Raw genomic sequence first — 23,271 nt, 5'->3', positions numbered from 1 at the left:
ACAGCTCCACTTCACAACCGGAGGCCTTCGCCTGTCTGCACGACAGGCCGACCTCACCTCAACCGAGAACAACGTCCCCGGACATCACAACTAGCCCGAGACAGCCCGTTTAGGTGATGCACGTCATCTATCACTCTCGAATAGATGAGGTACATAATCTAATCAAGCAGATCGACCCAGTCGAAGGAGTCCCGGAGATGTCGCAGACCATCACCCCCAGCCAGCTGACCGCCCCGAACCTCACCGTCGAGGCCGGCAACGGCGTCACCTACGCCTACCGCCGCTTCGGCAACACCGAGCGCGACGTGCGCCCGCTGGTGTTCCTGCAGCACTTCCGCGGCAACCTCGACAACTGGGACCCGCAGCTGGTCGACGCGATCGCGGCCGAGCGTGAGGTGATCCTGTTCGACAACACCGGCGTCGGCGGCAGCTCGGGCGCCACCCCGCGCACCGTCACCGCCATGGCGCACGACGCGCTGGCCTTCCTCGACGCGCTCGGGCTCACCGACATCGACGTGCTCGGCTTCTCGCTGGGCGGGTTCGTCGCGCAGGAACTCGTCCTCATCCGGCCCCTGCTGGTGAACCGGCTCGTGCTCGCCGGCACCAGCCACGAAGGCGGCTTCGGCTTCCACACCTGGACCGGCGAGACCGGCAACGCCGCCACGGCCGACGAGCCCGCCGCCGAGCACCTGTTGCACCTGTTCTTCGCCAAGACTCCGACCGGTGTCGCGAAGGGCTGGGAATTCGTGCAGCGCATCTTCACGCGCACCGAGGACCGCGACGAGGGCGTCACGCTCGCCACCCGCGACGCGCAGCTCGACGCGATCAGCGCGTGGGGCATCCCGGACCCGAGCCGCCTCGCGCGCCTCGCCGCCATCACGCAGCCGACGCTGGTCGCCAACGGGGACAACGACATCATGGTCCCCACGCCCAACTCGAAGGTCCTGGCGGACCACCTGCCCAACGCCCGCCTCGCCCTCTACCCGGGCGCCGGCCACGGCTTCCTGTTCCACTACGCCACCGAGTTCGCCGGTGACGTCAACGCCTTCCTCGGCTGATCCTCCACAACGGACAATGGTCCGGCACCGCGGTGCCGGACCATTGTCGTGCGCTCAACCGAAAATCCACAAAGGACTCACTCGTGCGAGGTCTCGACCACCCGCCGGCGCGCGGCTTCGAGGATCTCGTCCGACAGCGGATCCCCCGCCGTCCCCCGGGCCAGGTACAGCGCACCCACCAACGTCGCCAGCGTCGCCATGTGGTCTTCCCGCGTGGCGGACTCGCCGTCGAACTCGGCGAGGACGTCGAGGAATGTCCGCACGCCGTCGGCATACGACTTGCGCAGCGGGCTCCCCTGCTCGTCCCGCGCGGCCTCGCCGCCGAGCGCCGTGGCGGGGCAGCCCTCGCCCGGCGTGTCCCGCGATTCCTGCGACATGTACGAAGCCGCCAGCTCCGCGCGCCGCTCGCCCACCGGCGCCTCGGGGATCTGCCGCAGCTGCGCGGCCAACTGCTCGAACGCCTCCGCCGCGGCTTCCCCGGCCAGCGCTTCCTTCGACGCGAACTGCCGGTAGAACCCGCCCTGCGTGAGGCCCACTTCGCCCATCAGCTCGGCGACACTGACGCCACCGACGCCCCGCTCGCGGAACAGCCGTGCGGCTGCCGTGACGACCTCACTGCGGTGCCGATCGGCCTCGGCTCGCGACACGCGTCCCATGCGTCCTCCTCAGGGGAAACCTCCCTCCATGATATATGAGGACCATCATCTTTTCCCCGTCGACGACCGTGACGCCCACGACAGCCGGAAATGACACGTTGGGGTGACTCAAGGGGTGGAACCACCGGAATCCGGGCATTTCCCGAAAGCGGAAACCCCGCGTTCGACGGAAAGGACGGCGAAGATGAAAACCCGAATCGCTTCCTGGGCCACGGCCGGCGCACTCGTGTGCGGCGGGCTGGTGGCCACGGCACTGCCCGCGTCAGCCGACCAAGTGCCCGGCAACCCGGACCGGTTCTACGCCTACTGCTCCATCGACGTGCTCGGTTTCCCCTTGGCCTGCACGGAAACCGACGTCACCCACGCGTCGCACGAATGTTCCTACGTGCTCTACGGCGTGGACCTCACGATCGCGTGCGAAAGAATCTGACCGCGGCCGGTCAAATCCGTCCGGCCCACGATTCCACGCGTTCGGTGCCGATGTCGGTGTCGTATCCGTGACCCGGGTGCACCACCGTTTCATCGGGCAGCACGAGCAATTTCCGGCGCACCGAATCGTGCAGCGTCGAGGCGCTCGACATCACGTCGCCGGTCATGCCCGGGCCGCCGGACAGGAGCGTGTCACCGCTGAAGAGCAGGCCTTCGTCGGGCAGGTGCAGACACACCGAACCCGCCGTGTGACCCGGGGTGTGCAGCACGACCACCGGTGAGCCGGCGACGGTGAGCACCTGCCCGTCGGCCAGCTCGGCGTCGGGGCGGCGGCCCGGATTGACCGTGGCCCACAGCTTGGCGTCGCCTGGGTGCAGGAGCACGGGCGCGCCCGTCGCGTCGGCCAGGGTGAGCGCGGCGTCCGCGTGGTCGTTGTGCGCGTGGGTGCACAGGATGCCCAGCACGTCGCGCCCGTCGATCGCGGCGGCGATGGCGGTCGCGTCGAAGCCGGCGTCGACGACCAGCACCTCCTCCTCGTCGCCGAGGAGCCAGATGTTCGTGTCGACCGCGAACGACACCCCGTCGAAGCGGTAGTTCCCGGCGGTCACCGTGAGATCGACGTCCACGCCCGGGACGATCGCACGCACCACGAGCCGCGGTGGTCTCAAATAGCGACAGCTCAGCGCGGCCGCAGCCCCTCGACGAGCGTCGCGATGGTCTCGTCCACCAGCTGCGCCACCGGCCGCGTCCCGCTCATCCCGCTGGTCACGAGCGCGGCCAGCCCCTGCAGCGTCGCGAAGATCGCGAACGCCACGTGCTCACCCGCCACCACGTCGCCTCCCGCCTGCGCACGGGCGATCATCGCCGACGTCGCGGCGAACGTCCGGTCCGCCACCGCCCGCAGGTCACGGGCGTCCTCGCGGTTCTTCGCCGCGAACATCAGGTCCAGCAGCGCCGGCCGCCTCGTCGCGAACCCCACCCACGCCCGCGCGAAGGCCAGCAGCGCGGCGGAGAACGGCGCACCGTCGTCCGCGCGCGCTGCCTCGAGCTCTTGGCCCAGCTGCTCGAAACCCCGCTCAGCAAGGGCGTCGAGCAACGCCCGCTTGTCCGCGAAGTGCTGGCGCGGCGCCCCGTGGCTCACGCCGGCGTCGCGGGCGAGCTGCCGCAGCGACAGCTCGTCGGGCCCCGACTCCTCCAGCACCCGCTCGGCGTTCTCGAGCAGCACCGCCCGCAGGTTGCCGTGGTGGTAGCCGGTGCGCGCCTGGATCATGGCCGGAACCCTACGCGCGTGTAGGCAGCGACAACACCTTGACGAACCCCGCACCGCTCCCTAGGTTGTCCGGACATAGGACGTCGGACATCCCACGTCCTGTGTCTCTCCCCCATCCCCACTGACGAGGAGGCGGAACGTGTCACCGATCCGCAGGTTCGGGACGACTCTTCTCGCGGCAGCCGCACTCGGGCTGTCGTTCACCCCCGCGGCCACGGCCGCACCCACGCACCACGGCTGCACGTCGTCGGTGCCCTTCACCTCCGGCTCCGAGGGCTACGACACCTTCCGCATCCCCGCGGTCGTGCGCGCCGCCAACGGGTCGCTGGTGGCGTTCGCCGAAGGCCGGCGCGACTCGGCCGGCGACTCCGGCGCCATCCAGACCGTGTCGAAAACCTCGCGCGACGGCGGCTGCACCTGGGGCCCGCTGACCGTCGTGGACAGCAACGGCGACAACACCGCCGGCAACCCCACCCCGGTCGTGGCGCGCGACGGCGAGCTGGTGCTGCTGACCGTCCACAACGGACCGGTCAGCGAAGCGCAGATCATGTCCGGCACCGCGTCCGCGCAGGACACCCGCCGGGTGTTCGTGTCCAGCAGCCCCGACAACGGCCGCACCTGGACGCCGGCCCGCGACATCACCTCCGAGACCAAACTGCCCACCTGGCGCTGGTACGCCACCGGTCCGGGACACGCCACGCTCCTTCGCCACGGCCCCCACGCCGGCCGGATCGTGGTGCCCGCCAACCACTCCAGCGCTCCGCCCGCCGGCTCGACCGACGTCGGCACGGAGGCGAAGTACTACGGCGGCCACGACCTCTACAGCGACGACAACGGCCGCACCTGGCACATCGGCTTCACCGACGACCGCACCGACGGCGTGATCGCCGCCAACGAGACGTCGATGACCGAGCTGCCCACGGGCGCGCTGTACTTCACCAGCCGCAACCAGGGCTCCGCCGCCGACCACCGCGTCGACGGCTACAGCTTCGACGGCGGCAAGACGCTCGTGCGCCCGTACCAGGTGCAGCCGGGGATCTCCGGCACGAAGGTGGAAGGCAGCGTGCTGCAGACCACGATCCCCTGGCTGCTGGTCTACTCCGGTCCGGCCGACCCGGCCACCCGCGCGGTGATGCAGCTGCGGCTCAGCTCGGACGGCGGGCGTACGTGGAACCCGGGCCGCACGCTGACGAGCAACCCGGCGGGCTACTCCGACCTCGTGCAAGCCGACCCGGCGACCGTCGGCCTGCTGTACGAGACGGGCACCGCCGGCCCCTACGAAAGCGTGGTGTTCCAGCGCATCCCGCTTTCCGGCGTGCGCTGACCCACACCTCGGTCCTGCCGCGCCTGGGGGTGCGGCAGGATCGGGGACCGGGGCGGAAGGGGCACGGCGATGACCGAAGACCGGTGGATCCGGCGCTACCACCCGGCGGACGACGCACCGGTGCGCCTGGTGTTCCTGCCGCACGCGGGCGGTTCGGCGTCGTTCTTCCACCCGTTCTCGAAGGCGCTCTCGCCCGACGTCGACGTGCTCGCCGTGCAGTACCCCGGCCGGCAGGACCGCTTCGGCGAACCGCCGCTCACGCGGATCCCGGACCTCGCCGACGCCATCACCCAAGCCGTGCTGCCGTGGCTCGACGTGCCCGTGGTGCTCTTCGGCCACAGCATGGGCGCCATGCTCGCCTACGAAGTCGGCCTGCGGCTGGAGGCCCGGGGTTCCGGGCCGCACGCCGTGGTCGTCTCCGCCCGCCGCGCCCCGTCCCGCCCGGGCGACAACACCAAACACCTGCTCGACGACAACGCGTTGCTCGCCGAAGTCGCGAACCTCAGCGGCACCGACCCGCGCGTGCTCGCCGACGAAGAACTGCGTGCCCTCGTCCTGCCCGCGCTGCGCGCCGACTACACCGCCGTCGAAACCCACACCCACCCCGACGCCCCACCGCTGGCTGCGCCGATCCACGCGCACGCCGGCGCCGACGACCCGCGCGTGACCCCCGAAGACGTCCGCGCCTGGGCCGCCCACACCACCGGCGGTTTCGACTTCACGACCCACCCCGGCGGCCACTTCTACCTCACCGAGCACCTCGCCGACGTCGTGGCGGCACTGCGGAAGACCTTGGTGATCACCCAGTAGGGTGCGCGAAATGGGACTGCGAAAGCTCCTCACCGGGTTCGGCAAGACCCCCGCGTTCGCCGCGCTCGGCCGGGCGCTCGTCCCCGCCGACCGCCTGATGCTGCGCGTGACCGGCGGCCGCCTCGGCGTCGGCACGCCGCTGGGTCTGCCGGCCCTGCTGCTCACCACGGTCGGCCGCACGAGCGGTGAGCCGCGCCAGGTGCCGCTGCTCTACGTCGAACGCGACGGGGGCTACGTCGTGATCGGCTCCAACTGGGGCGGCGAGAAACAACCCGCGTGGTCGGCGAACCTGCTCGCCCAGCCCGAGGCGACGGTCAGCATGCGCGGGCGCACCACCCCGGTCCGCGGCCGGCTCCTCGAAGGCGACGAGCGCCAGGAGATGTGGGACGCCGTCGCCCGGTACTGGCCCGCCTACGACACGTACGCCGTGCGCGCCGCCCATCGCGAAATCCGGGTGTTCCTCCTCTCGCCCCGGTAGCTTGGGCCATTCGGCCGAGCGAAGGAGAGGCGGATGCCGCACTACGCGATCCTGATCTACGAACGCGAGACGCCCGGCGGCGTCGCGGATCTCCCGCCCGAGCTGCTCGAAGAGCACGCCCGCGTCGAGGACCGCATCACCGCTTCGGGCGGCACGCTGATCGCCGGGTACGCCACCCAGCCCTCGGCCATGACGCGGTCGCTTCGCGGCGCGTCGGTCACCCCCGGCGCCTTCGCGGTGAGCCCGGAAGCCATGGCCGGCTTCTTCATCGTCGACGCGCGCGACCTCGACCACGCCGTGGAGATCGGCGGTTTCGTCCCCGTGCTCGACGGCGGCGTCGAGGTCCGGCCGCTGCTCGGCGGCTGAGTCCGAACGGGCGGGCTTCAGCGAGTGAGCACCGGCGCCAGGCCGAACACCTCGAACACCCCGGGGTCCTGGAACACGACGGTGTGCGCGACGCGGCCGTCGGCGATCGAGAACACCTGCAGCGTGTGCAAGCGGAAGTCCGAGCCGTCCCAGCAGTAGGCGGCGAAGGCCGGCTGGCCGTTGGCGTGCGTACGCCGCAGCTGCCAGCGCGTGCCGCGCATCTCGAACACGCGCGCCATGAAGCGGGCGTAGTCGGCGCGGCCGCGGTACCAGAGCGGGACGGGCGGCATCTCCAGCACGACCTCGTCGGTCAGCAGAGAAACCAGCGCGTCGACGTCGGCCGCCTCGAAAGCGCGGACATAGCCGTCGATCACCTCGTCACCCGATTCGGTGAGCTCGTCGGCCGACACCCCGGCGACGCCGGTTCGCGCGCGTTGCAAGGCGCTGTTCACCGAGGCCGCGGTGGTGCCGAGCAGTTCGGCGACCTCGACGGCGCTGAAGTCGAGCACGTCCCGCAACACGAGCACCGCGCGTTGACGCGGCGGCAGCATCTGCATCGCCGCGACGAACGCGAGCCGCACGCCCGAGCGCGCGGCGGTGACGGCGGCCGGGTCGTCGGGCAGCGGCTGCAGCCACGGCACGTCGAACGCCGGCACCAGCGGCTGCAGCGGGTCTTCGCTCGGGCCGCCGAGTCCCGTCGGCAACGGCCGGCGGGCGCGGCCTTCGAGCGCGGTGAGGCACGCGTTGGTCGCGATGCGGTAGAGCCAGGTCCGGATCGAGGCGCGCGTGCTGTCGTAGCGATCCCACGCGCGCCAGGCGCGCAGCATCGTCTCCTGCACGAGGTCCTCGGCCTCGTGCACCGAGCCGAGCAGGCGGTAGCAGTGCACCACCAGCTCGGCCCGGTGCGGACCGGTGCTCGCCGCGAAGTCGGGCACGTCAGTGCGCCGGGGCGTTGCTGTAGGCGGCGACCGACCACGACCCGTCGGCGCGGGTCAGGACCCAGGTGGCGATGCGCTCGCGTTCGGCCGGCAGGGCGTCCTCGCCGGCGAACAGGATCCCGGCGCGGCTGACGACGATCGCGGTGTCGCCGTCCACGCGCACGTCCTGCGGCTCGTCGACGCCGCGCGAACCCTTGAGCGGACCGGCGAACGCGGCGCCCATGTACTCGCGCACGGCGGCACGGCCCTGGTGGAAGACGCCGGGCATCACCACGGTCGCGTTCTCTGTGTAGCGCGCGGCGAACGCGTCGGCGTCGTTGTCGGCCCACGCGGCGTAGAGGCCGGTCAGCAGATCGCGGATCTCGGTGGGGGTGGCGGTGGTGGTCATCGTGGCGGTCCCTTCCGTGAAGTGGTTTCGCAGGGACATACCGGCGGGCCGCCCGGAACTCATCGCCGAACCGGCAGGAACTTTTCGGCTCGCGATTGCAGGTACCGGCGTTCGGGCAGGCTCGACGTCCGTTTGGCCGCGCGGAGGTAGTGCGCGTGGGCCGCGTCGGTGTCGCCGGCGAGCTCCAGCAGGTGGGCGCGCACGGCGTCGAGGCGGTGGCCCTGCTTGAGCCGGCTGTCGTCCGCCACGGTGGCGAGCAGGTTCAGCGCGGCGGCCGGCCCGTCGACCATCGCGACGGCGATCGCCCGGTTGAGCGTCACGACCGGGCTGGGCGCGAGCTCCGCCAGCACGTCGTAGAGCTCGACGATCTGCGGCCAGTCCGTGGTCTCGGTGCTCGCCGCGCGGTCGTGCAGCGCGGCGATCGCGGCCTGCACCTGGTACGGCCCCACCGGTCCGCGCCCGAGCGTGCGGTTCACGAGCACGAGGCCCTCCGCGATCAGCGGCACCGTCCACAAGCGACGGTCCTGGTCGGCCAGCGGCAGCAACGCACCCTCGTGCGTCCGCGCGGGGCGCCGGGCGTCCGTGAGCAACATCAGGGCGAGCAGTCCCGCGACCTCACCGTCGTCGGGCAGCAGCGCATGCACGGCGCGGGTCAGCCGGATCGCTTCCGCGGTCAGCTCCACGCGGTGCAGCTCCTCGCCCGAAGACGCGGTGTAGCCCTCGTTGAAGATCAGGTACAGCACGTGGAGCACGACCTGCAGCCGCGCGGGCCAGTCCTCGGCCGAGGGCTCGGCGAACGTCGACCCCGCGGCCGCGATGCTCTCCTTCGCGCGCGTGATCCGCCGCGTCATCGTGGCCTCGGGCACCAGGAACGCGGTCGCGATCTCCGCCGTGGTCAGGCCGCCCACCGCGCGCAACGTCAGCGCGACCTGCGAGCTCGGCGTCACCGCCGGATGGCAGCACAGGAACAGCAGCGTCAACGTGTCGTCGTGCTCCGGCGCGCGGTCCTCGCCCGGCCCGGCCACCTGGGTGACCTCTTGGACGGCCACGTTCTCTTCGCGCCGGCGCCGGGCGCTCTCGCTGCGCCACAGGTCGGTGAGCCGCCGGGTCGCGACGGTGAGCAGCCACGCGCGCGGGTTGTCCGGCACGTCTCCGTCGGCCCACTGCTCGACGGCCGCGAGCAACGCCTCCTGCACGGCGTCCTCGCACGCCTCGAACTGGCCGTACCGGCGCACCAGCACCCCGAGCACCTGCGGCACGAGCGGCCGGAGCAGGTCGACGTCCATCAGCCGGGCTCGATGTCGCTCTCGGCGTCGGCGTAGAACAGGATCGGCCGGACCTCGACACCGAGGCCCTCGATCCCGGCGTCGGGGATCATCGCGGCGACCTCGAGCGCGCGCTCCCGGCTCTCGCACTCCACCAGGTAGAAGCCCGCGAGGAACTCCTTCGACTCGATGAACGGCCCGTCGGTCACCGCCGGCACCCCGTCGCGGACGCGCACCACGGCACTGTCCGCGGGCGAACCGAGCGCCTGGGTGTTGATCATCTCGCCCGTCGCGCGGATCTTCGCCATGAAGTCACCCTGGCCGGCCATGACCGCGTTGCGGGTCTCCTCCGAGAGGCCGTCCCAGACCTCGGGGTTCATGTGCATGATCAGCAGGAACTTCACGACGTCCTCCCCGGTGCGGATCCCGACGAGGCCCAACCTAGCGTGTCCCGGACCACACCGCGGCGACGGTGCTACAGGCGCGCGGCGATCCCGTCGAGCAGGCAGTCGAGCCCGAGCTCGAACTGAACGTCTTCGGCGGGGGTGGCCGGGGCGTGGGGGTCGGCGCTGAGGAAGTCCTTGACCACGCGTTCGAGGAGCGGGAAACGCGGCTCCGCGTCGCTGAAGTCGACGAACCAGGCTCCGGCCAGTTCCTGGACGTCGCCGAGCCCGCGGAACCCCTGCCGCTGCCACATCTTCCGCTCCTCGGTCCGCTGCAGGGCCTGGCCGACGACGTAACCGTCGAGCAGCCGGTGGTAGGAGACCGCGGCCGGCAGGTCCTGGCCCAGCCCGACGAAGGTGCTCAGCACGAACTCCTGGCGGCGGCTCGCGTGCGGCCCGGCGGGCGGGCGTTGGTGCACGAGCTCGGCGAACCACGAGTGGCGTTTCATCATCGACCACGAGTCGTGCGCGACGCGCGACAGCTCGGCACGCCAGTCCTCGCTCGGCTTCTCGGGGGTGGTGACCTCTGCGTTCGCGGCGTCGAGCATGAGGTCGACGAGGCCGTCCTTGTTGTGCACGTAGCGGTAGAGCGACATGGGCGTGGACGAGCCCAGCTCCTTCGCGACGGCGCGCATGGTGAGCGCGTCGGAGCCACCGGAGTCGGCGATCGCGATCGCGGTCTTCACGATCTCCGCGCGGCCGAGGCCCCACCGCCGTTCCGGTGGTTCGGGCAGCAGCCAGATCGGCGGGGTCGGGGTTCCCTGAGCGCTCAAGCGGCCTCCTGTCGGTTGCGTCGATCCTACTCGGCGTGTACAACGTACATAGAGTGTACGACGTACACACATGATCAATGGATGTCCAAGCCGGTCGAACTGGGGGTTGTCATGAACGAACGGACGCAGGTGCTGATCAGCGGCGGTGGGGTCGCCGGATTGACCGCCGCGCTGCTGCTGCACCACCACGGCGTGCGCGCGGTGCTGGTGGAGAAGCACGCGAGCACGTCACCGCAGCCGAAGGCGCGGCGGTTCAACCACCGCAGCAACGAGGTGTTCCGTGCGCTCCGCCTGAGCGACGCGGTGGCGGAGGCGAGTGTGCCGCTGGCGTCGTTCGCGGGGATACTGAGCGGGCCGACGCTGGCCGAGGCGACGTGGCCGGAGATCACGCCGGCAATGGAGGCCGGCATGGCGCAGTTCGGCCGGATGAACGATCAGAGCCCGGCGCCGAGCGTGCTGTGCCCGCAGGACGTGCTGGAGCCGGTATTGCGTCGCGCCGCGGAGGATCGTGGGGTTTCGGTGCGGTTCTCGACGGAGCTGGTGTCGTTCACGCAGTCCCCTTCGGAGGTCACGGCGTCGCTGCGTTCCGCCGGGGGCGAGGTCTCGGAAGTGACGGCGGATTACCTGATCGCGGCCGACGGGGCGCGCAGCCCGGTCCGCGAGGCGCTGGGGATCCCGCGCAGCGGCTACGGCCACCTCGCGGACAACCTCGACATCGCCTTCCGCGCGGATCTCACGGATCTGGTGCGGGACAAGAAGTTCAACCTGTGCCGGATCGAGAACCCGGCGGCGTCGGGCGCGTTCGTGTCGGTGAACGGCACCGATCGGTGGCTGTTCTCCACGTCGGACTTCACCGGCTCCGCGACCCTGGGCGACGACGGCTGGCGCGACCTGCTGCGCACCGTGGTCGGCGTGCCGGACCTCGACGTGGAGGTGCTGAGCCTGATGCCGTGGGAGTCGGGCATGTACGTGGCCGACCGCTACGCCGAGGGCCGCGTCTTCCTCGCCGGCGACGCCGCGCACGCCATGCCGCCCCTGGCCGCGGCCGGCGCGAACACCGCGATCGGCGACGTCCACAACCTGGCGTGGAAGCTCGCGGCCGTGCTCGCCGGGTCGGCGTCACCCGCGCTGCTCGACACCTACCACGCCGAACGCCGGCCCCTGGGCTACGCGACGGCCGAGTTCTCCAGCCGGATCAGCGGCCACCTGGGCACCATGATCACGTCCGTCACCAGCGGCGACGTCCCGGTCGACCCGGTCACCGCCCTCTTCGGCGTGCAGTACGACGAGGGCGCCTTCGTCCCCGACACCCGCGGCCCCGCCCCCTCCGACCACTACGCGCCGGCCGGCCGGCCTGGCACCCGCGTGCCCCACGCCTGGGTCTCGCCCGGGGTGTCCACTGTGGACGTCGCCGGCCCGGGCTTCGTCCTCCTCACTCCGCCCGGCGAAACCCACTGGACCGCGATCGCCCACCACCTCGGCCTCCGCACGGTCTCGATCCCCGACCCCACCTGGCTCACCTCCACCGCCCTCTCCCCCGACGGCGCCCTCCTCCTCCGCCCCGATGCCATCGTCGCGTGGCACTCGTCCTCCGACCTCCCCCTCGCCGACGCCTGCGCCCGCATCCTCGGCCACCCGGCGGCCGTCGTTGGCTGACCACTCCCACGGGCGGCCGTCCGACGCGGCCCGCCCACCGTGCCCAGCCCGGCTCGGCGGCCGAAGTACACGCCCGGATCCCCCACGCCCACATGCACATCAGCCCGGACCAGGACCTCCCCGCGCGAACACCTCCTGGTCCGGCCGACTCGCGAGGCGGTGGTCACCCACGAAGACATGACCGCCACGCAACCACCAACACAGGCACCCGCGCGAGCAAACCGAGCTCACCGGCCGCAGCACCCCACCGCATCCCGCCCCAGCCCATATGGGCCACGGACCGGACCAGTACGTGCCCGCACCTCCACACGAACACCACCTGGTCCGGCAACCCGGCCGAGCGGTGCTCGCCGACGAAGACATGACCGCCACGCAACCACCAACACAGGCAGCCACCCGGGCAAACCGAGCTCACCGGCCGAAGTACCCCACCGGATCCCCGACCCAGCCGACGTGCGCATCCGGCCGCACCAGCACCTCCCCGGCACCCCGCGCGAACACCACCCGCTCCGGCAATCCGGCCGGCCGGCGGTCACCGACGTACACAAACCGGCCACCCCGCAACTGCTCGTACAGCCGGTCCCCAGGAAGCACCCGGTCCTCAGCACGAGCTCCGACCAGACGATCAGCACCCTTCGGAGGCGCGTAACGAATACCCACCCCCGAGACAACCCCCGCGACGCGGCGGGCGAGCGGGCCCACGGACAACGCGGCGCCGAGGAGGCGGTTGCGGGCTTCGCGGAGCACGAGCGGCCTGATCATCGCCAGGCGGATGATCGCGCCGCTGCTGCGGAGCACGAGGCGGCCGACCGGGTGGCGCTCGGTCTCGTACGTGTCGAGCAGCGTCTCCGGCATGCGGCCGGCCAGGACCTCGGCGAGTTTCCAGCTCAGGTTGGCCGCGTCCTGCAGGCCGGTGTTCATGCCCTGGCCGCCGGCGGGTGAGTGGACGTGGGCGGCGTCGCCGGCGAGGAAGACGCGGCCGGAGCGGTAGTGCGGGGCCTGGCGCTCGTCGCTGTGGAAGCGGGAGGGCCAGCGGGCGTCGTGCATGCCGAGGTCGGTGCCGAGGGAGCGGCGGGTGATGTCGCGGACCTCGTCGAGCGAAAGCGGCGCGTCGTCCGGCACCTGCGAGCGCCGGTCCCAGGCGAACACGCGGTAGTAGCCGTCGCCGAAGGGGGCGACGAACGCGAAGCCGTCGCCGACGCCGTTGACCATGAGGAGGTCTTCGGGCGGCGAGGCGAGGCGGACGTCGGCCAGCATGATCGACTTCAGCACCGAACGGCCGGGGAACGGCAGGCCGAGCTGCCGGCGTACGACGCTGTGCAGGCCGTCGGTGCCGACGAGGTAGCGGGCGCGGTAGCGCGCGCCGTCGGCGGTGGTGACGTCGACGCCGTCGTGGTCCTGGGCGAGCGTGCGCACCTCGGCGCCCCACACGAACTTCGCGCCCAGCCGCTCGGCGCGCGAACGCAGGATCTCCTCGGTGTGAGTCTGCGGGGTGATCAGCAGGTAGCCGTGGCGCGAGGGCAGCTTCGCGAGGTCGATCTCGACCCGGTCGAACAGCCGCAGCTCACGCAGCCGCGCGCCGGTGGCGATGAGCTCGTCGGCGACGCCGCGCACGTCGAGGTGCTCCAGCGTGCGGGCGTGCACCCCGAACGCCCGGGTCAGGTTCGATCCCGTGGTCCGCCGTTCGAGCACCGTCACGGCCACGCCCGCCTCGGCGAGATCCCCGGCGAGCAGCAGCCCGACGGGTCCGGCTCCGACCACCAGCACTTCCGATTCCATGTCGACCCCCAAGTCAACATCCGTTTGCCAACACCTGTTGGCATTCAGTAGACGCCCTGGTACTAGCCCTGTCAACACCTGTTGGCCTACAGTTGTTGGCATGACCTTGGCCCGACCCCGGCGCTCCGACGCGACGCGCGCCGCCATCCTCGACGCCGCCCGCGAGCGCTTCGCCGCGGACGGGTACGAGCGCGCGACGATCCGCGCGATCGCGGCCGACGCGGCCATCGACCCGTCGATGGTGATGCGCTACTACGGCTCCAAAGAGAAGCTCTTCGCGGCCGCGGCCCACTTCGACCTGCGCCTGCCCGACTTCACGCAGCTGCCGCTCGAAGACATCGGCACGCTGCTCGCCCGGCACGTGCTGGCGCGCTGGTCGGGCGACGAGACGCTGTTCGCGCTCCTGCGCGCGGGCGTCACCAACGAGACGGCGGCCGGACGCATGCGCTCGATCTTCGCCGACCAGCTCGGACCGCAGGTCGCGAAGGTGTGCCCGGATCCCGCCGAGGCGCCGGTGCGCGCCGGGCTGATCTCGTCGCAGGTGCTGGGCCTGGCGCTGTGCCGGTTCGTGCTGCGGCTACCGCCGGTCGCGGAGATGACCGACGACGAGGCCGTGCGCTGGCTCGGGCCGACGCTGCAGCGCTACCTCGTGGGGTACTGAGCTCCCTCGAAGCTCACTCGAACCGCGTCGCGTCGCCCGCGCCGTAGCGGACGATCTCCGCCTCGCCGGACGAGAAGTCGACCACCGTGGTCGGTTCGACGCCGCAGTCGCCGGAGTCGAGCACCGCGTCGAGCTGGTGATCGAGCTCTTCCTTGATCTCCCAGCCCTGGGTGAGGGGCTCGCCGGAGTCGGGCAGCAGCAGCGTGCTCGACAGGATCGGCTCTCCGAGCTCGGCCAGCAGCGCCTGCGTGACCACGTGCTCCGGGATGCGCACGCCGACCGTCTTCTTCTTCGCGTGCATCAACCGCCGCGGCACTTCCTTCGTCGCGGGGAGGATGAACGTGTACGGCCCGGGCGTGGTGGCCTTGATCGCGCGGAACACCGCGTTGTCCACATGCACGAACTGCCCGAGCTGGGCGAAGTCCTGGCAGACGAGCGTGAAGTGGTGGCGGTGGTCGAGCTTGCGGATCGCCCGGATCCGCTCCATGCCCTCCTGGTTGCCGAGCCGGCAGCCGAGCGCGAAGCACGAGTCGGTGGGGTACGCGATGAGCCCGTCTTCGCGAAGCAGGTCCACAACCTGGGCCAGCGAGCGCCGCTGCGGGTTCTGCGGGTGCACGTCGAAGTAGCGGGCCATGCGCCGAGCTTAGGGGTGATCCACCTCGGGGGCCGGGCGGGCGCGCCAGCGCGCGGCGAGGCAAAGTGTCCGCGTGCACGCTCTCTGGTCCACGGACGCACAGTGGTCACTGCTGCTCCCCGTGCTGCTCGCCCTGGTGCTGAGCACGGCGATCGGCCTCGAGCGCGAGGTCGGCAACAAACAGGCCGGCCTGCGCACACACACGCTGGTGGGCGTGGGGTCGGCGGTGTTCATGCTCGTGTCGAAGTACGGGTTCGCCGATCTGCTGAACACCGAGCACGTGGCGCTCGACCCGTCGCGGATCGCGGCGCAGATCGTCTCGGGCATCGGGTTCGTCGGCGGCGGGCTGATCTTCGTGCGCCGCGACGCCGTGCGCGGGCTCACGACGGCCGCGACGGTGTGGCTCGCGGCGGCCGTCGGCGTCGCGTGCGGCGCGGGGCTGCCCGTGCTCGCGGTGGCGACGACCGTCGGACTGATCGTGATCACTCGCGGTTTCCCGCCCCTTTCCCGGTTCGTGGCACGGCATCGGCGTGAACCACCCATTCTGCGGCTGAGCTACTCCGATGGGCACGGAGTTTTGCGAAACGTTCTCGCGAGCTGTACCGAACGCGGCTGGGTGGTCCACCGGGTGGCGGTCGACAGGGAGACGGTTTCCGAAGAGGGGCAACGGATCGCGGTCGTCACGCTGCGCCTGCAGGGCCGCGGTGATCTCGCGGAATTGACGGCGGAACTCGCGGAACTGGCCGGTGTGCGGAGCACCGCGACGGGCGCGGAAGATCCACTCGAAGATTGATCGCGTGCCTGTCCACACAGCGGCCCGGTCTTCGGGCACACTGGACGGCACACGGAAACCTCGGTGCGGCAACGAAAAAAACGCGCCCGGGGAGAAACCATCCAAATGGGAGGTGAGGCCATGGCCCCCGAAGGTGGCGAGGACCTGATGTCCGTCGAGCCGCGTTTCGAACCGGCTTGGCGCGGCTATCACCGAGGCCAGGTCAAGGAATTCGTGGCCTGGGCCCAGGAAGAGCTCCGCCGCGTGGCGGCCGAACGCGACGCGGCGATGCGGCGCTCGGCCCGGCTGGCGGAGCACAACCGCGAGCTGCACGCGACGATCGACCGCATCAGCCGCACCCCCATAGAAGCCGACGCGCTCCAGGAACGATCACGGCGCATGATCGAGCTGACTCGCGAAGAAGCTTCGGAAATCATCGCGCGGGCAAAGGAAAAGGCGGAGCAGACGCGGCTCGACGCCGAGGCCGAGGCGGTGCGGCTCACCGAGAAGGAACGCGCGCTCGTCGCCGCGACCGAGGAAGATCGCCGTCGCCAGCAGGCCGCGCACGAGGAGTTCATGCGCCGCGCGGCCGCCGAACGCGCCGCCGCCGACGAGGCCGCCGCCACGCGGCGCCGCCGCATGGAGGACGACCTCACCGAGGCCCTGCACCAGCGCCGCACCGCAACGATCACCGAACTGGACACCCAGCGCACGAAAACGCTGCGCGAGCTCGACGCCCACCGCACCGAGACAGTGCGGAACCTGAACGCGCAGCGCACCGAAACGCTGCGCAAGCTGGAGACCGAACGCGTCGAAACCGAGCGGGCGCTGGCTGCCCAGCGCACGGAAACCCTGCGCGACCTGGAGAACCAGCGCACGGAAACCCACCGCGTGCTCGCCGCGCAGATCGCCGAAGCGCAGACGGAGGCCGACGCCCGGGTTCGCCGCGCGACCGAGCACGCCAACGACATCGTCACCCAGGCCGACGATCGCGTCGCCGAACTGACGGCCATCCACCACCGCCTGAAAACGGCGCTCACCGGCACGCGCGAGCTCCTCGCGTCGGCGACCGCCGCGCTCGACCCGCAGCCCGGCGACACCGACACCCCCGTGCCCGTCCAGCGCCGCAAACCGGCGCTCACCGAGGCAACCGCAACCGGCTGACCTGCGGTTGTCTCACTCCTGCAACTTCTTCCGGGCAGCCTGAGCACGCGGCGCCGCCCCGGCTTTTCACCCCGTCCCCGGCGTGGAGCGCCCTGCCGAGATCACGTGCGCCCCTAAGTTGGGGCCATGACCATCACCGGGCCGAGGACGTCGACGCGGTTGCTGCTCGTCGTCGTGTGCGTGGTGGTGCTGGCCACGGCGACCACGCTCGCCAACCGGGTCCTGCCGGGCTGGGCGTACCCGATCTGCGGTGCGGTGACGGCGGCGGTGCTGCTCGCGCTCGCGTTCGGCGCCGGGTACACGTCGGCCGACCTCGGCGTCAGCCGCGCGACGCTCGGGCGGGCGGCCGTCACCGGGTTGATCGGGGCGGCGTTCTTCCTGGTCGTCTTCGGCATCGCGGCCGCGGTGCCGGCGTTGCGGACCGTCTACGACGACGGGCGCGTCGGCGACCCCGACCTGCCGCAACTGCTGTGGCTCACGCTCGGGCGGATCACGTTCGGCACGGTGATCGTGGAGGAGATCGCGTTCCGCGGCGTGCTGCCGGCGCTGCTCGGCGCGCGCGACGACCGCTGGCGGTGGGGGCCGATCCTCGGGGCGTCGGCGTTCTTCGGGCTGTGGCACTTCTTGCCGGCGCTGGCCGTCGGGCGCAACGCGGCCGTGCAGGCGGCGTTGGGCGGCATCCCGACGCAGCTGTTGCAGGTGCTCGCGATGGTCGCGGCCGCCGCGGCGGGTGTCTTCCTGTACGCGTGGCGGCACTTCGGCCGGGGCGTGCTGGCGTCGGTGCTGGTGCACTTCACGACGAACGTCGGCGGGCTCGTCATCGCGGTGGCCGTCCGGGCGTGAATACGCATACCCCGTATCGGATACGTGGGGTGGGTATACTCGACGACGTACGGGTGCGAACGAAGGGGACGATGCGCGATGACGGGCTACGGCAACGAGCGGGATGCCTATCTGAAGCGTCTGCGCCGCATCGAGGGACAGATCCGGGGCCTGCAACGCATGGTCGAGGAGGACAAGTACTGCATCGACATCCTCACGCAGGTGTCGGCGGCCACGAAGGCGCTGCAGTCGTTCTCGCTCGAGTTGCTCGACGAGCACCTGGCCACCTGCGTCGTGGAGGCCGCGGCGGCCGGCGGTGAGGAAGCCGATCTGAAGGTCCGCGAGGCCTCCGACGCGATCGCGCGGCTGGTCCGCTCGTAGGTTCGGACGGTGAAATCCGGACCGTGAAATTCGGACACTGAAAGAGGGGCACCCCGGCCGGGGTGCCCCTCTTTTGTGTGCGGTTCAGCGTGCGGCGCGGAAGCCGCGCAGGCGGAGGCTGTTCGAGACCACGAACACCGACGAAACGGCCATGGCAGCCCCGGCGATCATCGGGTTGAGCAGGCCGAACGCCGCCAGCGGCAGAGCGGCGACGTTGTAGGCGAAAGCCCAGAACAGATTGCCCTTGATCGTGCCGAGCGTGCGCCGCGCGAGGCGGATGGCGTCGACGGCGGCGCGCAGGTCACCGCGGACGAGAGTGAGGTCGCCGGCCTCGATGGCGGCGTCGGTGCCGGTGCCCATGGACAGGCCGAGGTCGGCTTGGGCGAGGGCGGCGGCGTCGTTGACGCCGTCGCCGACCATGGCGACCACGCGGCCCTCGGACTGCAGCCGCTTGACCACCGCGACCTTGTCTTCGGGCAGGACCTCGGCGATGACCTCGTCGATCCCGGCGGCCTGCGCGATGGCCTGAGCGGCGCCCGCGTTGTCACCGGTCAGCAGGACCGGGGTGAGGCCGAGCGCGCGCAGCTCGGCGACGGCTCGGGCCGAGGTGGGTTTGATCGTGTCGGCGACGACCAGCACGGCTTGGGCCGCGCCGTCCCAGGCCACGAACACCGCCGTGGCGCCCTGCTGCTCGGCCGCCGACTTGGCGTCGGCGAGCGGACCGTCGACGTGAATGCCCCAGTCGGCCAGGAAAGCGGCGCGGCCGGCGAGGACGGCGGTGCCGTCGACGAGGCCGGTGACGCCGAGGCCCTCGGTCGAGCGGAACTCCTGGACCGCGGGCAGTTCGCCGACGCGGTCGCGGGCGCCGGCCACGATGGCCTTCGCGATGGGGTGCTCGGAGGCGTCTTCGACGGCTCCGGCGTAGCGCAGGACCTCGGCCTCCGTGACGCCCTCGGCGGCGTGGACGGCGGTGAGGCTCATGCGACCGGTGGTGACGGTGCCGGTTTTGTCGAGCACGACGGTGTCGACGCGCCGGGTGGATTCGAGCACCTCGGGGCCCTTGATCAGGATGCCGAGCTGCGCGCCGCGGCCGGTGCCGACCAGCAGCGCCGTGGGCGTGGCGAGGCCGAGCGCGCAGGGGCAGGCGATGATCAGCACGGCGACCGCGGCGGTGAAGGCTTCGGCGACGTCGCCGCCACCGGCCAGCCACGCGACGAGGGTGATCAGGGCGAGCATGAGCACGATCGGGACGAAGATCCCGGACACCCGGTCGGCCAGCCGCTGGACGGCGGCCTTGCCGTTCTGGGCTTCCTCGACGAGGCGCGCCATCTGGGCGAGGCGGGTGTCCTCGCCGATCCGGGTGGCTTTCACGACCAGGCGGCCGCCGACGTTCACGGTCGCGCCGGTCACGGCGTCGCCGGCGGCGACTTCGACGGGCACGGACTCGCCGGTGATCATGCTGAGGTCGACCGCGGAGCTGCCTTCGGTGACCACGCCGTCGGTGGCGATCTTCTCGCCGGGCCGGACGACGAAGCTGTCGCCTACGCGCAGTTCGCTCACGGGGACCCGACGCTCGGTGCCGTTCCGGAGGACGGTGACGTCCTTCGCGCCGAGCTCGAACAACGCTCGCAGGGCGGCGCCGGAGCGGCGCTTGGCGCGGGCTTCGAAGTAGCGGCCGGCGAGGATGAACGTGGTGACGCCGGAGGCGACCTCGAGGTAGATGCTGTTCGTGCCCATCCCCGGCGTCACGGTCAGGGTGAAGGCGTCGCGCATCCCGGTCATGCCGGCGGTGCCGAAGAACAGGGCGTAGAGCGACCAGAGCGTGGCCGCGGAGACGCCGAGAGAGATCAGCGTGTCCATGGTCGCGGCGCCGTGGCGCAGGTTGGTCCACGCGGCGCGGTGGAACGGGAACGCGCCCCACACCACGACCGGCGCGGCCAGGGTGAGCGAGAGCCACTGCCAGTTGTCGAACTGCAGCGCGGGGACCATCGCGAGAAGGATCACCGGCACCGTCAGCAGCGCCGAGTAGACGAGCCGGTCGCGCAGGGGACGCGTCTCGTCGTCGGGCTCGGGCGCTTCGGGCTTCTCGGGCTCGGGGCGCTGCGCCGTGTAGCCGGTGGCCTCGACGACGCCGACCAGGTCGTCGACCGAGATCGTGGCCGGGAACTCGACGTGGGCCTTCTCGGTGGCGTAGTTGACGCTCGCCGTGACCCCGTCGACCTTGTTCAGCTTGCGCTCCACGCGGGCGGCGCACGAGGCGCACGTCATCCCGCCGATGACGAGCTCGACCGTCTGTGGAGCGTGTGTCGTCGTGGTCATGGCGGCCTACGCGACCAGCCGGTAGCCGGCCTCGGTGACGGCCGCCGAGACGGCGTCCACGGCCAGCGGCTGCTCGCTGACGACCTTCACCGCACCCGACGCGAGGTCCACGTCGACTTCCCGGACACCGGCGAGCTCCCCGACCTCTTCACGCACCGCGCCGACGCAGTGCGCGCAGGTCATACCCTCGACGGTGTAGGTGGCTTCGGTCATCACCGGCTCCTTCGTGCTGTGGCTTTCCTGATCTCTTTATACCCCTTGGGGGTAGGGGTTCACCACGTGGGCCGCCTGTGGGACCGGTTACCCGGCCCGGCAGACTGCGGTGATGCGGAAGCTCTACGCGATCGGGATCGGCGCCGGCGACCCGGAACACCTCACGGTGCAGGCGATCGACCGCCTCAACCGCGTCGACGTGTTCTTCGTCCTCGACAAGGGCTCCGCGAAGGCCGACCTCGTGCGGCTGCGCCAGGACATCCTGGCGCGCTTCGTCACACGCCCCCACCGCGTGGTCACGGCCACGGATCCTTCGCGCGACCGCACACCGACCGACTACCGCGCCGCTGTCGCCGACTGGCACGAGCTCCGCGCGGACGTCTACGAGCGCCTCATCCGCGACGAGCTCGGCCCCGACGACACCGGCGCCTTCCTCGTCTGGGGCGACCCGTCGCTGTACGACAGCACCATCGCCCTCATCGAGGCAGTCCTCGCGCGCGGCAACGTCGCTTTCGACTACGAGGTGATCCCCGGCGTGAGCAGCATTTCCGCGCTGGTCGCCCGCCACCGCACGACGATGAACCAGATCGGCCGCGCCGTCCAGCTCACCACCGGCCGCCGCCTCGCCGCGGGCTGGCCCGCGGACGCCGACGACGTCTTCGTCCTGCTCGACGCCCACACCACCTTCGACCAGTTCGCCGACCAGGGGCTCCACATCTACTGGGGCGCATACGTGGGGACGCCGGACGAGATCCTGCTGTCGGGCCCGCTGGACTCCGCCCTGGCGGCGCGCATCAGCTCGGTCCGCGCGGAGGCGCGGGAGAAGCACGGCTGGATCATGGACACGTATCTCCTGCGCCGGCCCCAGCGGTAAGGCGGCTCAGCCCGGCGGTGGCCGGAGGCCGTCCATCAGGAGGTTCAGCAGGCGGCCGGCCTTGGCCTCCTGCTCGCGCCGCGGGGCCACTGTGAAGATGCCGATGAGGGCGGCGGCGAGGTCTTCGGCGGTGACGTCGGAGCGCAGGTCGCCCGCCGCGCGGCCGGCGTCGAGGATCGTCGTGATGGCCGCCAGCAGTTCGGTCCGCGTCTGCGCGTGGGCGATCTCGCCCGACTCGATCATCGCGAGCAGCGTGTCGAGCATCCCGCTCTTGGTCGCGATCCAGTCGCCGAACAAGTCCATCCAGCGCCGCATCGCCGCGGCCGGGGGCACCCGGGCGAGCAGTTCACGAGCGCCGGTCGTCAGCCGCACGACCTGATCCCGGTAGACCGCGTCGACCAGCGACTCGCGGGTCGGGAAGTGCCGGTACAGCGTGGCGATGCCGACCCCGGCCTCGCGGGCGATCGCGCGCATCGACGGCTCGGCGTCAGCCGTCACGAACACGCGAGTCGCCACCGCAAGCAGCTGCTCGCGGTTACGGGTTGCGTCCGCGCGCGGCGCACGCATCTCCGCCTCAGCCAAAACGGATCACGCTCCGATTGTGTTAGGGTCGTCCATACAAACGGAGCATAGTCCGTTTCACTGCGTTCCCTCAGCCAAGGAGACAGGCATACATGAGCGATCACTTGCCCACGAGCAGGAGCAGGGCGGTGCAGCTCGATTCGTTCGGCGGCCCTGAAGTCCTGGGCGTCCGCGAGATTCCCGCTCCGCAGGCCGGCCCGGGACAGGTCCGGGTGCGGGTCACCGCGGCCGGCCTGAACCCGATGGACTGGATCATGACCGCCGACGCGGACACCGCCGCCCGGTTCGGCTTGAGCCTCCCGGCCGGGTTCGGGACCGACTACGCGGGGGTCGTCGACCAGGTCGGTGCCGAAGTGACCGGCTTCGCGCCCGGCGACCGCGTGTTCGGAGGCGCCCTGTCGCGCGCGGTCGCCGACTTCGTGGTGATCGACCCGGCCGGGGCCGCGGCGAACGAGGCCCACCACACTCCCGAGGGCGTCGACGACCGCACCGCCGCCACCTTCACCATCGCCGGCCGCACGGCCTCCGCCGCCCTCGCCGCGGTGTCGCCCGGCCCGGGCGACACCGTGCTGATCGGCGGCGCGGGCGGCGGGGTCGGGGTCTTCGCCGTCCAGCTGGCGCGGATGGCCGGAGCGCGCGTGATCGGCACGGGATCAGCGGCGTCGTCCGAGTTCCTGCGCGAGCTCGGAGCGGAGCCGGTCACCTACGGCGACGGTCTGGCCGACCGGGTTCGAGCCCTCGCTCCCGGTGGGGTCACCGCCGCCATCGACCTGTACGGGACAGAGACACTGCACGCAGCGAGGGAACTCGGCGTTCCGGACAGCCGCATCTGCACCATCGCCACGAAAGTCGACGGGGTGCCGGCGGCCAACGGCGCGAACGCCGCTCCCGGTGCCCTGGAAGAGATCGCCCGCCTGGTCGCGGCAGGCCGGCTCCGGGTGCCGATCGCGGCGAGTTTCCCGGTCGAGCAGATCCACCGCGCGACTGAGCTCCAGGCCGGCCGGCACGTGCGCGGCAAGATCGTCATCGACCTCTAGATCAAGGCCGAAAATGGTGTGGAAATGCAGTCAGGCCCCGGGAGAACCACTGGGGTTCTCAACCGGGGCCTGACTGTCAAAGTAAGTTCGGCGGCGTCCTACTCTCCCACAACCCTTCGGTTGCAGTACCATCGGCGCTACCAGGCTTAGCTTCCGGGTTCGGAATGGGACCGGGCGTT

The 23,271-nt window shown here is 71.3% G+C and carries 27 protein-coding genes and 1 rRNA gene; 14 read left to right on the top strand and 14 right to left on the bottom strand.

The features are described 5' to 3' along the window. Positions 1 to 197: 197 nt before the first annotated feature. Complete coding sequence (locus AB0878_RS48730) at positions 198 to 1,058, top strand: alpha/beta hydrolase (RefSeq protein WP_366590364.1); 861 nt, start codon at positions 198 to 200, stop codon at positions 1,056 to 1,058. A 77-nt stretch (positions 1,059 to 1,135) separates the two neighbouring features. On the opposite strand, the gene AB0878_RS48725 is transcribed toward AB0878_RS48730, so the two are convergent. Continuing rightward, positions 1,136 to 1,714: a TetR/AcrR family transcriptional regulator gene (locus AB0878_RS48725; protein WP_366590362.1), complete on the bottom strand. Its 579-nt coding sequence runs from the start codon at positions 1,712 to 1,714 to the stop codon at positions 1,136 to 1,138. A gap of 184 nt (positions 1,715 to 1,898) precedes the next feature. Between AB0878_RS48725 and AB0878_RS48720 the strand changes: the two genes are divergently transcribed. Further along, entirely contained in the window at positions 1,899 to 2,144 is a 246-nt protein-coding gene (locus AB0878_RS48720) for a hypothetical protein (protein ID WP_366590360.1), read from the top strand. Between the two features lie 10 nt (positions 2,145 to 2,154). Here the strand turns inward: AB0878_RS48720 and AB0878_RS48715 are convergent, their stop codons facing one another. Together AB0878_RS48715 and AB0878_RS48710 are read right to left on the bottom strand one after the other, a co-directional pair. Beyond that, positions 2,155 to 2,769, bottom strand: coding sequence for an MBL fold metallo-hydrolase (locus tag AB0878_RS48715; RefSeq protein ID WP_366590358.1), 615 nt, complete (start codon positions 2,767 to 2,769; stop codon positions 2,155 to 2,157). A 53-nt stretch (positions 2,770 to 2,822) separates the two neighbouring features. Continuing rightward, complete coding sequence (locus AB0878_RS48710; protein ID WP_366590356.1) at positions 2,823 to 3,413, bottom strand: TetR/AcrR family transcriptional regulator; 591 nt, start codon at positions 3,411 to 3,413, stop codon at positions 2,823 to 2,825. Positions 3,414 to 3,552: 139 nt separating this feature from the next. Between AB0878_RS48710 and AB0878_RS48705 the strand changes: the two genes are divergently transcribed. From AB0878_RS48705 to AB0878_RS48690, 4 genes are all read left to right on the top strand, one after another. Continuing rightward, positions 3,553 to 4,737: a sialidase family protein gene (locus AB0878_RS48705; RefSeq protein WP_366590353.1), complete on the top strand. Its 1,185-nt coding sequence runs from the start codon at positions 3,553 to 3,555 to the stop codon at positions 4,735 to 4,737. 69 nt (positions 4,738 to 4,806) lie between these two features. Then, positions 4,807 to 5,547: an alpha/beta fold hydrolase gene (locus AB0878_RS48700; protein ID WP_366590351.1), complete on the top strand. Its 741-nt coding sequence runs from the start codon at positions 4,807 to 4,809 to the stop codon at positions 5,545 to 5,547. Positions 5,548 to 5,557: 10 nt separating this feature from the next. Then, entirely contained in the window at positions 5,558 to 6,025 is a 468-nt protein-coding gene (locus AB0878_RS48695; RefSeq protein WP_366590349.1) for a nitroreductase family deazaflavin-dependent oxidoreductase, read from the top strand. Between the two features lie 33 nt (positions 6,026 to 6,058). Further along, positions 6,059 to 6,391 (top strand): YciI family protein, encoded by a 333-nt coding sequence (locus AB0878_RS48690; RefSeq protein WP_366590347.1) that lies wholly within the window; start codon positions 6,059 to 6,061, stop codon positions 6,389 to 6,391. A gap of 17 nt (positions 6,392 to 6,408) precedes the next feature. Here the strand turns inward: AB0878_RS48690 and AB0878_RS48685 are convergent, their stop codons facing one another. The 5 genes from AB0878_RS48685 to AB0878_RS48665 form a co-directional block, all read right to left on the bottom strand. After that, complete coding sequence (locus AB0878_RS48685; protein ID WP_366590345.1) at positions 6,409 to 7,326, bottom strand: sigma-70 family RNA polymerase sigma factor; 918 nt, start codon at positions 7,324 to 7,326, stop codon at positions 6,409 to 6,411. A 1-nt stretch (position 7,327) separates the two neighbouring features. Beyond that, complete coding sequence (locus AB0878_RS48680) at positions 7,328 to 7,717, bottom strand: SgcJ/EcaC family oxidoreductase (RefSeq protein WP_366590343.1); 390 nt, start codon at positions 7,715 to 7,717, stop codon at positions 7,328 to 7,330. A 59-nt stretch (positions 7,718 to 7,776) separates the two neighbouring features. Beyond that, complete coding sequence (locus AB0878_RS48675) at positions 7,777 to 9,003, bottom strand: sigma-70 family RNA polymerase sigma factor (RefSeq protein WP_366590340.1); 1,227 nt, start codon at positions 9,001 to 9,003, stop codon at positions 7,777 to 7,779. Next, positions 9,003 to 9,386 carry a YciI family protein gene (locus tag AB0878_RS48670; RefSeq protein ID WP_366590338.1) on the bottom strand — a complete coding sequence of 128 codons (384 nt, stop codon included), beginning with the start codon at positions 9,384 to 9,386 and terminating at the stop codon, positions 9,003 to 9,005. The genes AB0878_RS48675 and AB0878_RS48670 overlap by 1 nt, the downstream gene beginning before the upstream one ends. Positions 9,387 to 9,457: 71 nt before the next feature. After that, entirely contained in the window at positions 9,458 to 10,198 is a 741-nt protein-coding gene (locus tag AB0878_RS48665; protein ID WP_366590335.1) for a TetR/AcrR family transcriptional regulator, read from the bottom strand. Between the two features lie 81 nt (positions 10,199 to 10,279). Between AB0878_RS48665 and AB0878_RS48660 the strand changes: the two genes are divergently transcribed. Continuing rightward, positions 10,280 to 11,854 (top strand): FAD-dependent monooxygenase, encoded by a 1,575-nt coding sequence (locus AB0878_RS48660; protein WP_366590332.1) that lies wholly within the window; start codon positions 10,280 to 10,282, stop codon positions 11,852 to 11,854. A gap of 411 nt (positions 11,855 to 12,265) precedes the next feature. Here the strand turns inward: AB0878_RS48660 and AB0878_RS48655 are convergent, their stop codons facing one another. After that, positions 12,266 to 13,621 (bottom strand): FAD-dependent monooxygenase, encoded by a 1,356-nt coding sequence (locus AB0878_RS48655; protein ID WP_366590330.1) that lies wholly within the window; start codon positions 13,619 to 13,621, stop codon positions 12,266 to 12,268. 112 nt (positions 13,622 to 13,733) lie between these two features. On the opposite strand from AB0878_RS48655, the gene AB0878_RS48650 reads away from it, so the two are divergent. Beyond that, positions 13,734 to 14,294, top strand: a complete 561-nt coding sequence (locus tag AB0878_RS48650) for a TetR family transcriptional regulator (RefSeq protein ID WP_366590328.1) — start codon at positions 13,734 to 13,736, stop codon at positions 14,292 to 14,294. 13 nt (positions 14,295 to 14,307) lie between these two features. Here AB0878_RS48650 and AB0878_RS48645 read toward each other — a convergent pair whose 3' ends face one another. Continuing rightward, complete coding sequence (locus AB0878_RS48645) at positions 14,308 to 14,928, bottom strand: L-threonylcarbamoyladenylate synthase (protein WP_366590326.1); 621 nt, start codon at positions 14,926 to 14,928, stop codon at positions 14,308 to 14,310. A 73-nt stretch (positions 14,929 to 15,001) separates the two neighbouring features. Between AB0878_RS48645 and AB0878_RS48640 the strand changes: the two genes are divergently transcribed. The 4 genes from AB0878_RS48640 to AB0878_RS48625 all read left to right on the top strand — a co-directional run bounded on the left by AB0878_RS48640 (position 15,002) and on the right by AB0878_RS48625 (position 18,067). Next, the gene (locus AB0878_RS48640) at positions 15,002 to 15,721 is read left to right on the top strand and encodes an MgtC/SapB family protein (RefSeq protein ID WP_366590324.1); all 720 of its coding nucleotides are present in this window, start codon (positions 15,002 to 15,004) and stop codon (positions 15,719 to 15,721) included. Between the two features lie 120 nt (positions 15,722 to 15,841). Next, on the top strand, positions 15,842 to 16,864 hold the full coding sequence (locus AB0878_RS48635) for a M protein (protein ID WP_366590320.1): 1,023 nt from the start codon (positions 15,842 to 15,844) through the stop codon (positions 16,862 to 16,864). A 126-nt stretch (positions 16,865 to 16,990) separates the two neighbouring features. Then, entirely contained in the window at positions 16,991 to 17,707 is a 717-nt protein-coding gene (locus AB0878_RS48630) for a CPBP family intramembrane glutamic endopeptidase (protein WP_366590318.1), read from the top strand. A 78-nt stretch (positions 17,708 to 17,785) separates the two neighbouring features. After that, positions 17,786 to 18,067 carry a metal-sensitive transcriptional regulator gene (locus tag AB0878_RS48625; protein ID WP_366590316.1) on the top strand — a complete coding sequence of 94 codons (282 nt, stop codon included), beginning with the start codon at positions 17,786 to 17,788 and terminating at the stop codon, positions 18,065 to 18,067. Between the two features lie 84 nt (positions 18,068 to 18,151). Here AB0878_RS48625 and AB0878_RS48620 read toward each other — a convergent pair whose 3' ends face one another. Together AB0878_RS48620 and AB0878_RS48615 are read right to left on the bottom strand one after the other, a co-directional pair. Continuing rightward, positions 18,152 to 20,386 carry a heavy metal translocating P-type ATPase gene (locus AB0878_RS48620; RefSeq protein ID WP_366590314.1) on the bottom strand — a complete coding sequence of 745 codons (2,235 nt, stop codon included), beginning with the start codon at positions 20,384 to 20,386 and terminating at the stop codon, positions 18,152 to 18,154. Between the two features lie 6 nt (positions 20,387 to 20,392). Beyond that, entirely contained in the window at positions 20,393 to 20,599 is a 207-nt protein-coding gene (locus AB0878_RS48615) for a heavy-metal-associated domain-containing protein (protein ID WP_220243038.1), read from the bottom strand. Between the two features lie 112 nt (positions 20,600 to 20,711). On the opposite strand from AB0878_RS48615, the gene cobF reads away from it, so the two are divergent. Then, positions 20,712 to 21,473 (top strand): precorrin-6A synthase (deacetylating), encoded by a 762-nt coding sequence (gene cobF / locus AB0878_RS48610; RefSeq protein ID WP_366590310.1) that lies wholly within the window; start codon positions 20,712 to 20,714, stop codon positions 21,471 to 21,473. A gap of 6 nt (positions 21,474 to 21,479) precedes the next feature. Here cobF and AB0878_RS48605 read toward each other — a convergent pair whose 3' ends face one another. Further along, positions 21,480 to 22,055 (bottom strand): helix-turn-helix domain-containing protein, encoded by a 576-nt coding sequence (locus AB0878_RS48605; RefSeq protein ID WP_366590307.1) that lies wholly within the window; start codon positions 22,053 to 22,055, stop codon positions 21,480 to 21,482. Between the two features lie 92 nt (positions 22,056 to 22,147). Between AB0878_RS48605 and AB0878_RS48600 the strand changes: the two genes are divergently transcribed. After that, positions 22,148 to 23,092, top strand: coding sequence for an NADP-dependent oxidoreductase (locus AB0878_RS48600; RefSeq protein WP_366590305.1), 945 nt, complete (start codon positions 22,148 to 22,150; stop codon positions 23,090 to 23,092). A gap of 85 nt (positions 23,093 to 23,177) precedes the next feature. Here the strand turns inward: AB0878_RS48600 and rrf are convergent. Continuing rightward, positions 23,178 to 23,271: ribosomal RNA gene (gene rrf / locus AB0878_RS48595) — 5S ribosomal RNA — on the bottom strand; the annotation flags it as partial.

The sequence above is a fragment of the Amycolatopsis sp. NPDC047767 genome, from assembly GCF_040704195.1.
Taxonomy (GTDB): domain Bacteria; phylum Actinomycetota; class Actinomycetes; order Mycobacteriales; family Pseudonocardiaceae; genus Amycolatopsis.
This window is presented reverse-complemented; position numbering and strand designations above follow the sequence as displayed.

What these genes read in the sequence shown, in the direction of transcription:
- AB0878_RS48730 (WP_366590364.1), top strand. Translation starts at nt 198, where the DNA reads ATGTCGCAGACCATCACCCCCAGCCAGCTGACCGCCCCGAACCTCACC.
- AB0878_RS48725 (WP_366590362.1), bottom strand. Translation starts at nt 1,714, where the DNA reads ATGGGACGCGTGTCGCGAGCCGAGGCCGATCGGCACCGCAGTGAGGTC.
- AB0878_RS48720 (WP_366590360.1), top strand. Translation starts at nt 1,899, where the DNA reads ATGAAAACCCGAATCGCTTCCTGGGCCACGGCCGGCGCACTCGTGTGC.
- AB0878_RS48710 (WP_366590356.1), bottom strand. Translation starts at nt 3,413, where the DNA reads ATGATCCAGGCGCGCACCGGCTACCACCACGGCAACCTGCGGGCGGTG.
- AB0878_RS48700 (WP_366590351.1), top strand. Translation starts at nt 4,807, where the DNA reads ATGACCGAAGACCGGTGGATCCGGCGCTACCACCCGGCGGACGACGCA.
- AB0878_RS48695 (WP_366590349.1), top strand. Translation starts at nt 5,558, where the DNA reads ATGGGACTGCGAAAGCTCCTCACCGGGTTCGGCAAGACCCCCGCGTTC.
- AB0878_RS48690 (WP_366590347.1), top strand. Translation starts at nt 6,059, where the DNA reads ATGCCGCACTACGCGATCCTGATCTACGAACGCGAGACGCCCGGCGGC.
- AB0878_RS48680 (WP_366590343.1), bottom strand. Translation starts at nt 7,717, where the DNA reads ATGACCACCACCGCCACCCCCACCGAGATCCGCGATCTGCTGACCGGC.
- AB0878_RS48675 (WP_366590340.1), bottom strand. Translation starts at nt 9,003, where the DNA reads ATGGACGTCGACCTGCTCCGGCCGCTCGTGCCGCAGGTGCTCGGGGTG.
- AB0878_RS48660 (WP_366590332.1), top strand. Translation starts at nt 10,280, where the DNA reads ATGTCCAAGCCGGTCGAACTGGGGGTTGTCATGAACGAACGGACGCAG.
- AB0878_RS48650 (WP_366590328.1), top strand. Translation starts at nt 13,734, where the DNA reads ATGACCTTGGCCCGACCCCGGCGCTCCGACGCGACGCGCGCCGCCATC.
- AB0878_RS48645 (WP_366590326.1), bottom strand. Translation starts at nt 14,928, where the DNA reads ATGGCCCGCTACTTCGACGTGCACCCGCAGAACCCGCAGCGGCGCTCG.
- AB0878_RS48635 (WP_366590320.1), top strand. Translation starts at nt 15,842, where the DNA reads ATGGCCCCCGAAGGTGGCGAGGACCTGATGTCCGTCGAGCCGCGTTTC.
- AB0878_RS48630 (WP_366590318.1), top strand. Translation starts at nt 16,991, where the DNA reads ATGACCATCACCGGGCCGAGGACGTCGACGCGGTTGCTGCTCGTCGTC.
- AB0878_RS48625 (WP_366590316.1), top strand. Translation starts at nt 17,786, where the DNA reads ATGACGGGCTACGGCAACGAGCGGGATGCCTATCTGAAGCGTCTGCGC.
- AB0878_RS48620 (WP_366590314.1), bottom strand. Translation starts at nt 20,386, where the DNA reads ATGACCACGACGACACACGCTCCACAGACGGTCGAGCTCGTCATCGGC.
- AB0878_RS48615 (WP_220243038.1), bottom strand. Translation starts at nt 20,599, where the DNA reads ATGACCGAAGCCACCTACACCGTCGAGGGTATGACCTGCGCGCACTGC.
- cobF (WP_366590310.1), top strand. Translation starts at nt 20,712, where the DNA reads ATGCGGAAGCTCTACGCGATCGGGATCGGCGCCGGCGACCCGGAACAC.
- AB0878_RS48600 (WP_366590305.1), top strand. Translation starts at nt 22,148, where the DNA reads ATGAGCGATCACTTGCCCACGAGCAGGAGCAGGGCGGTGCAGCTCGAT.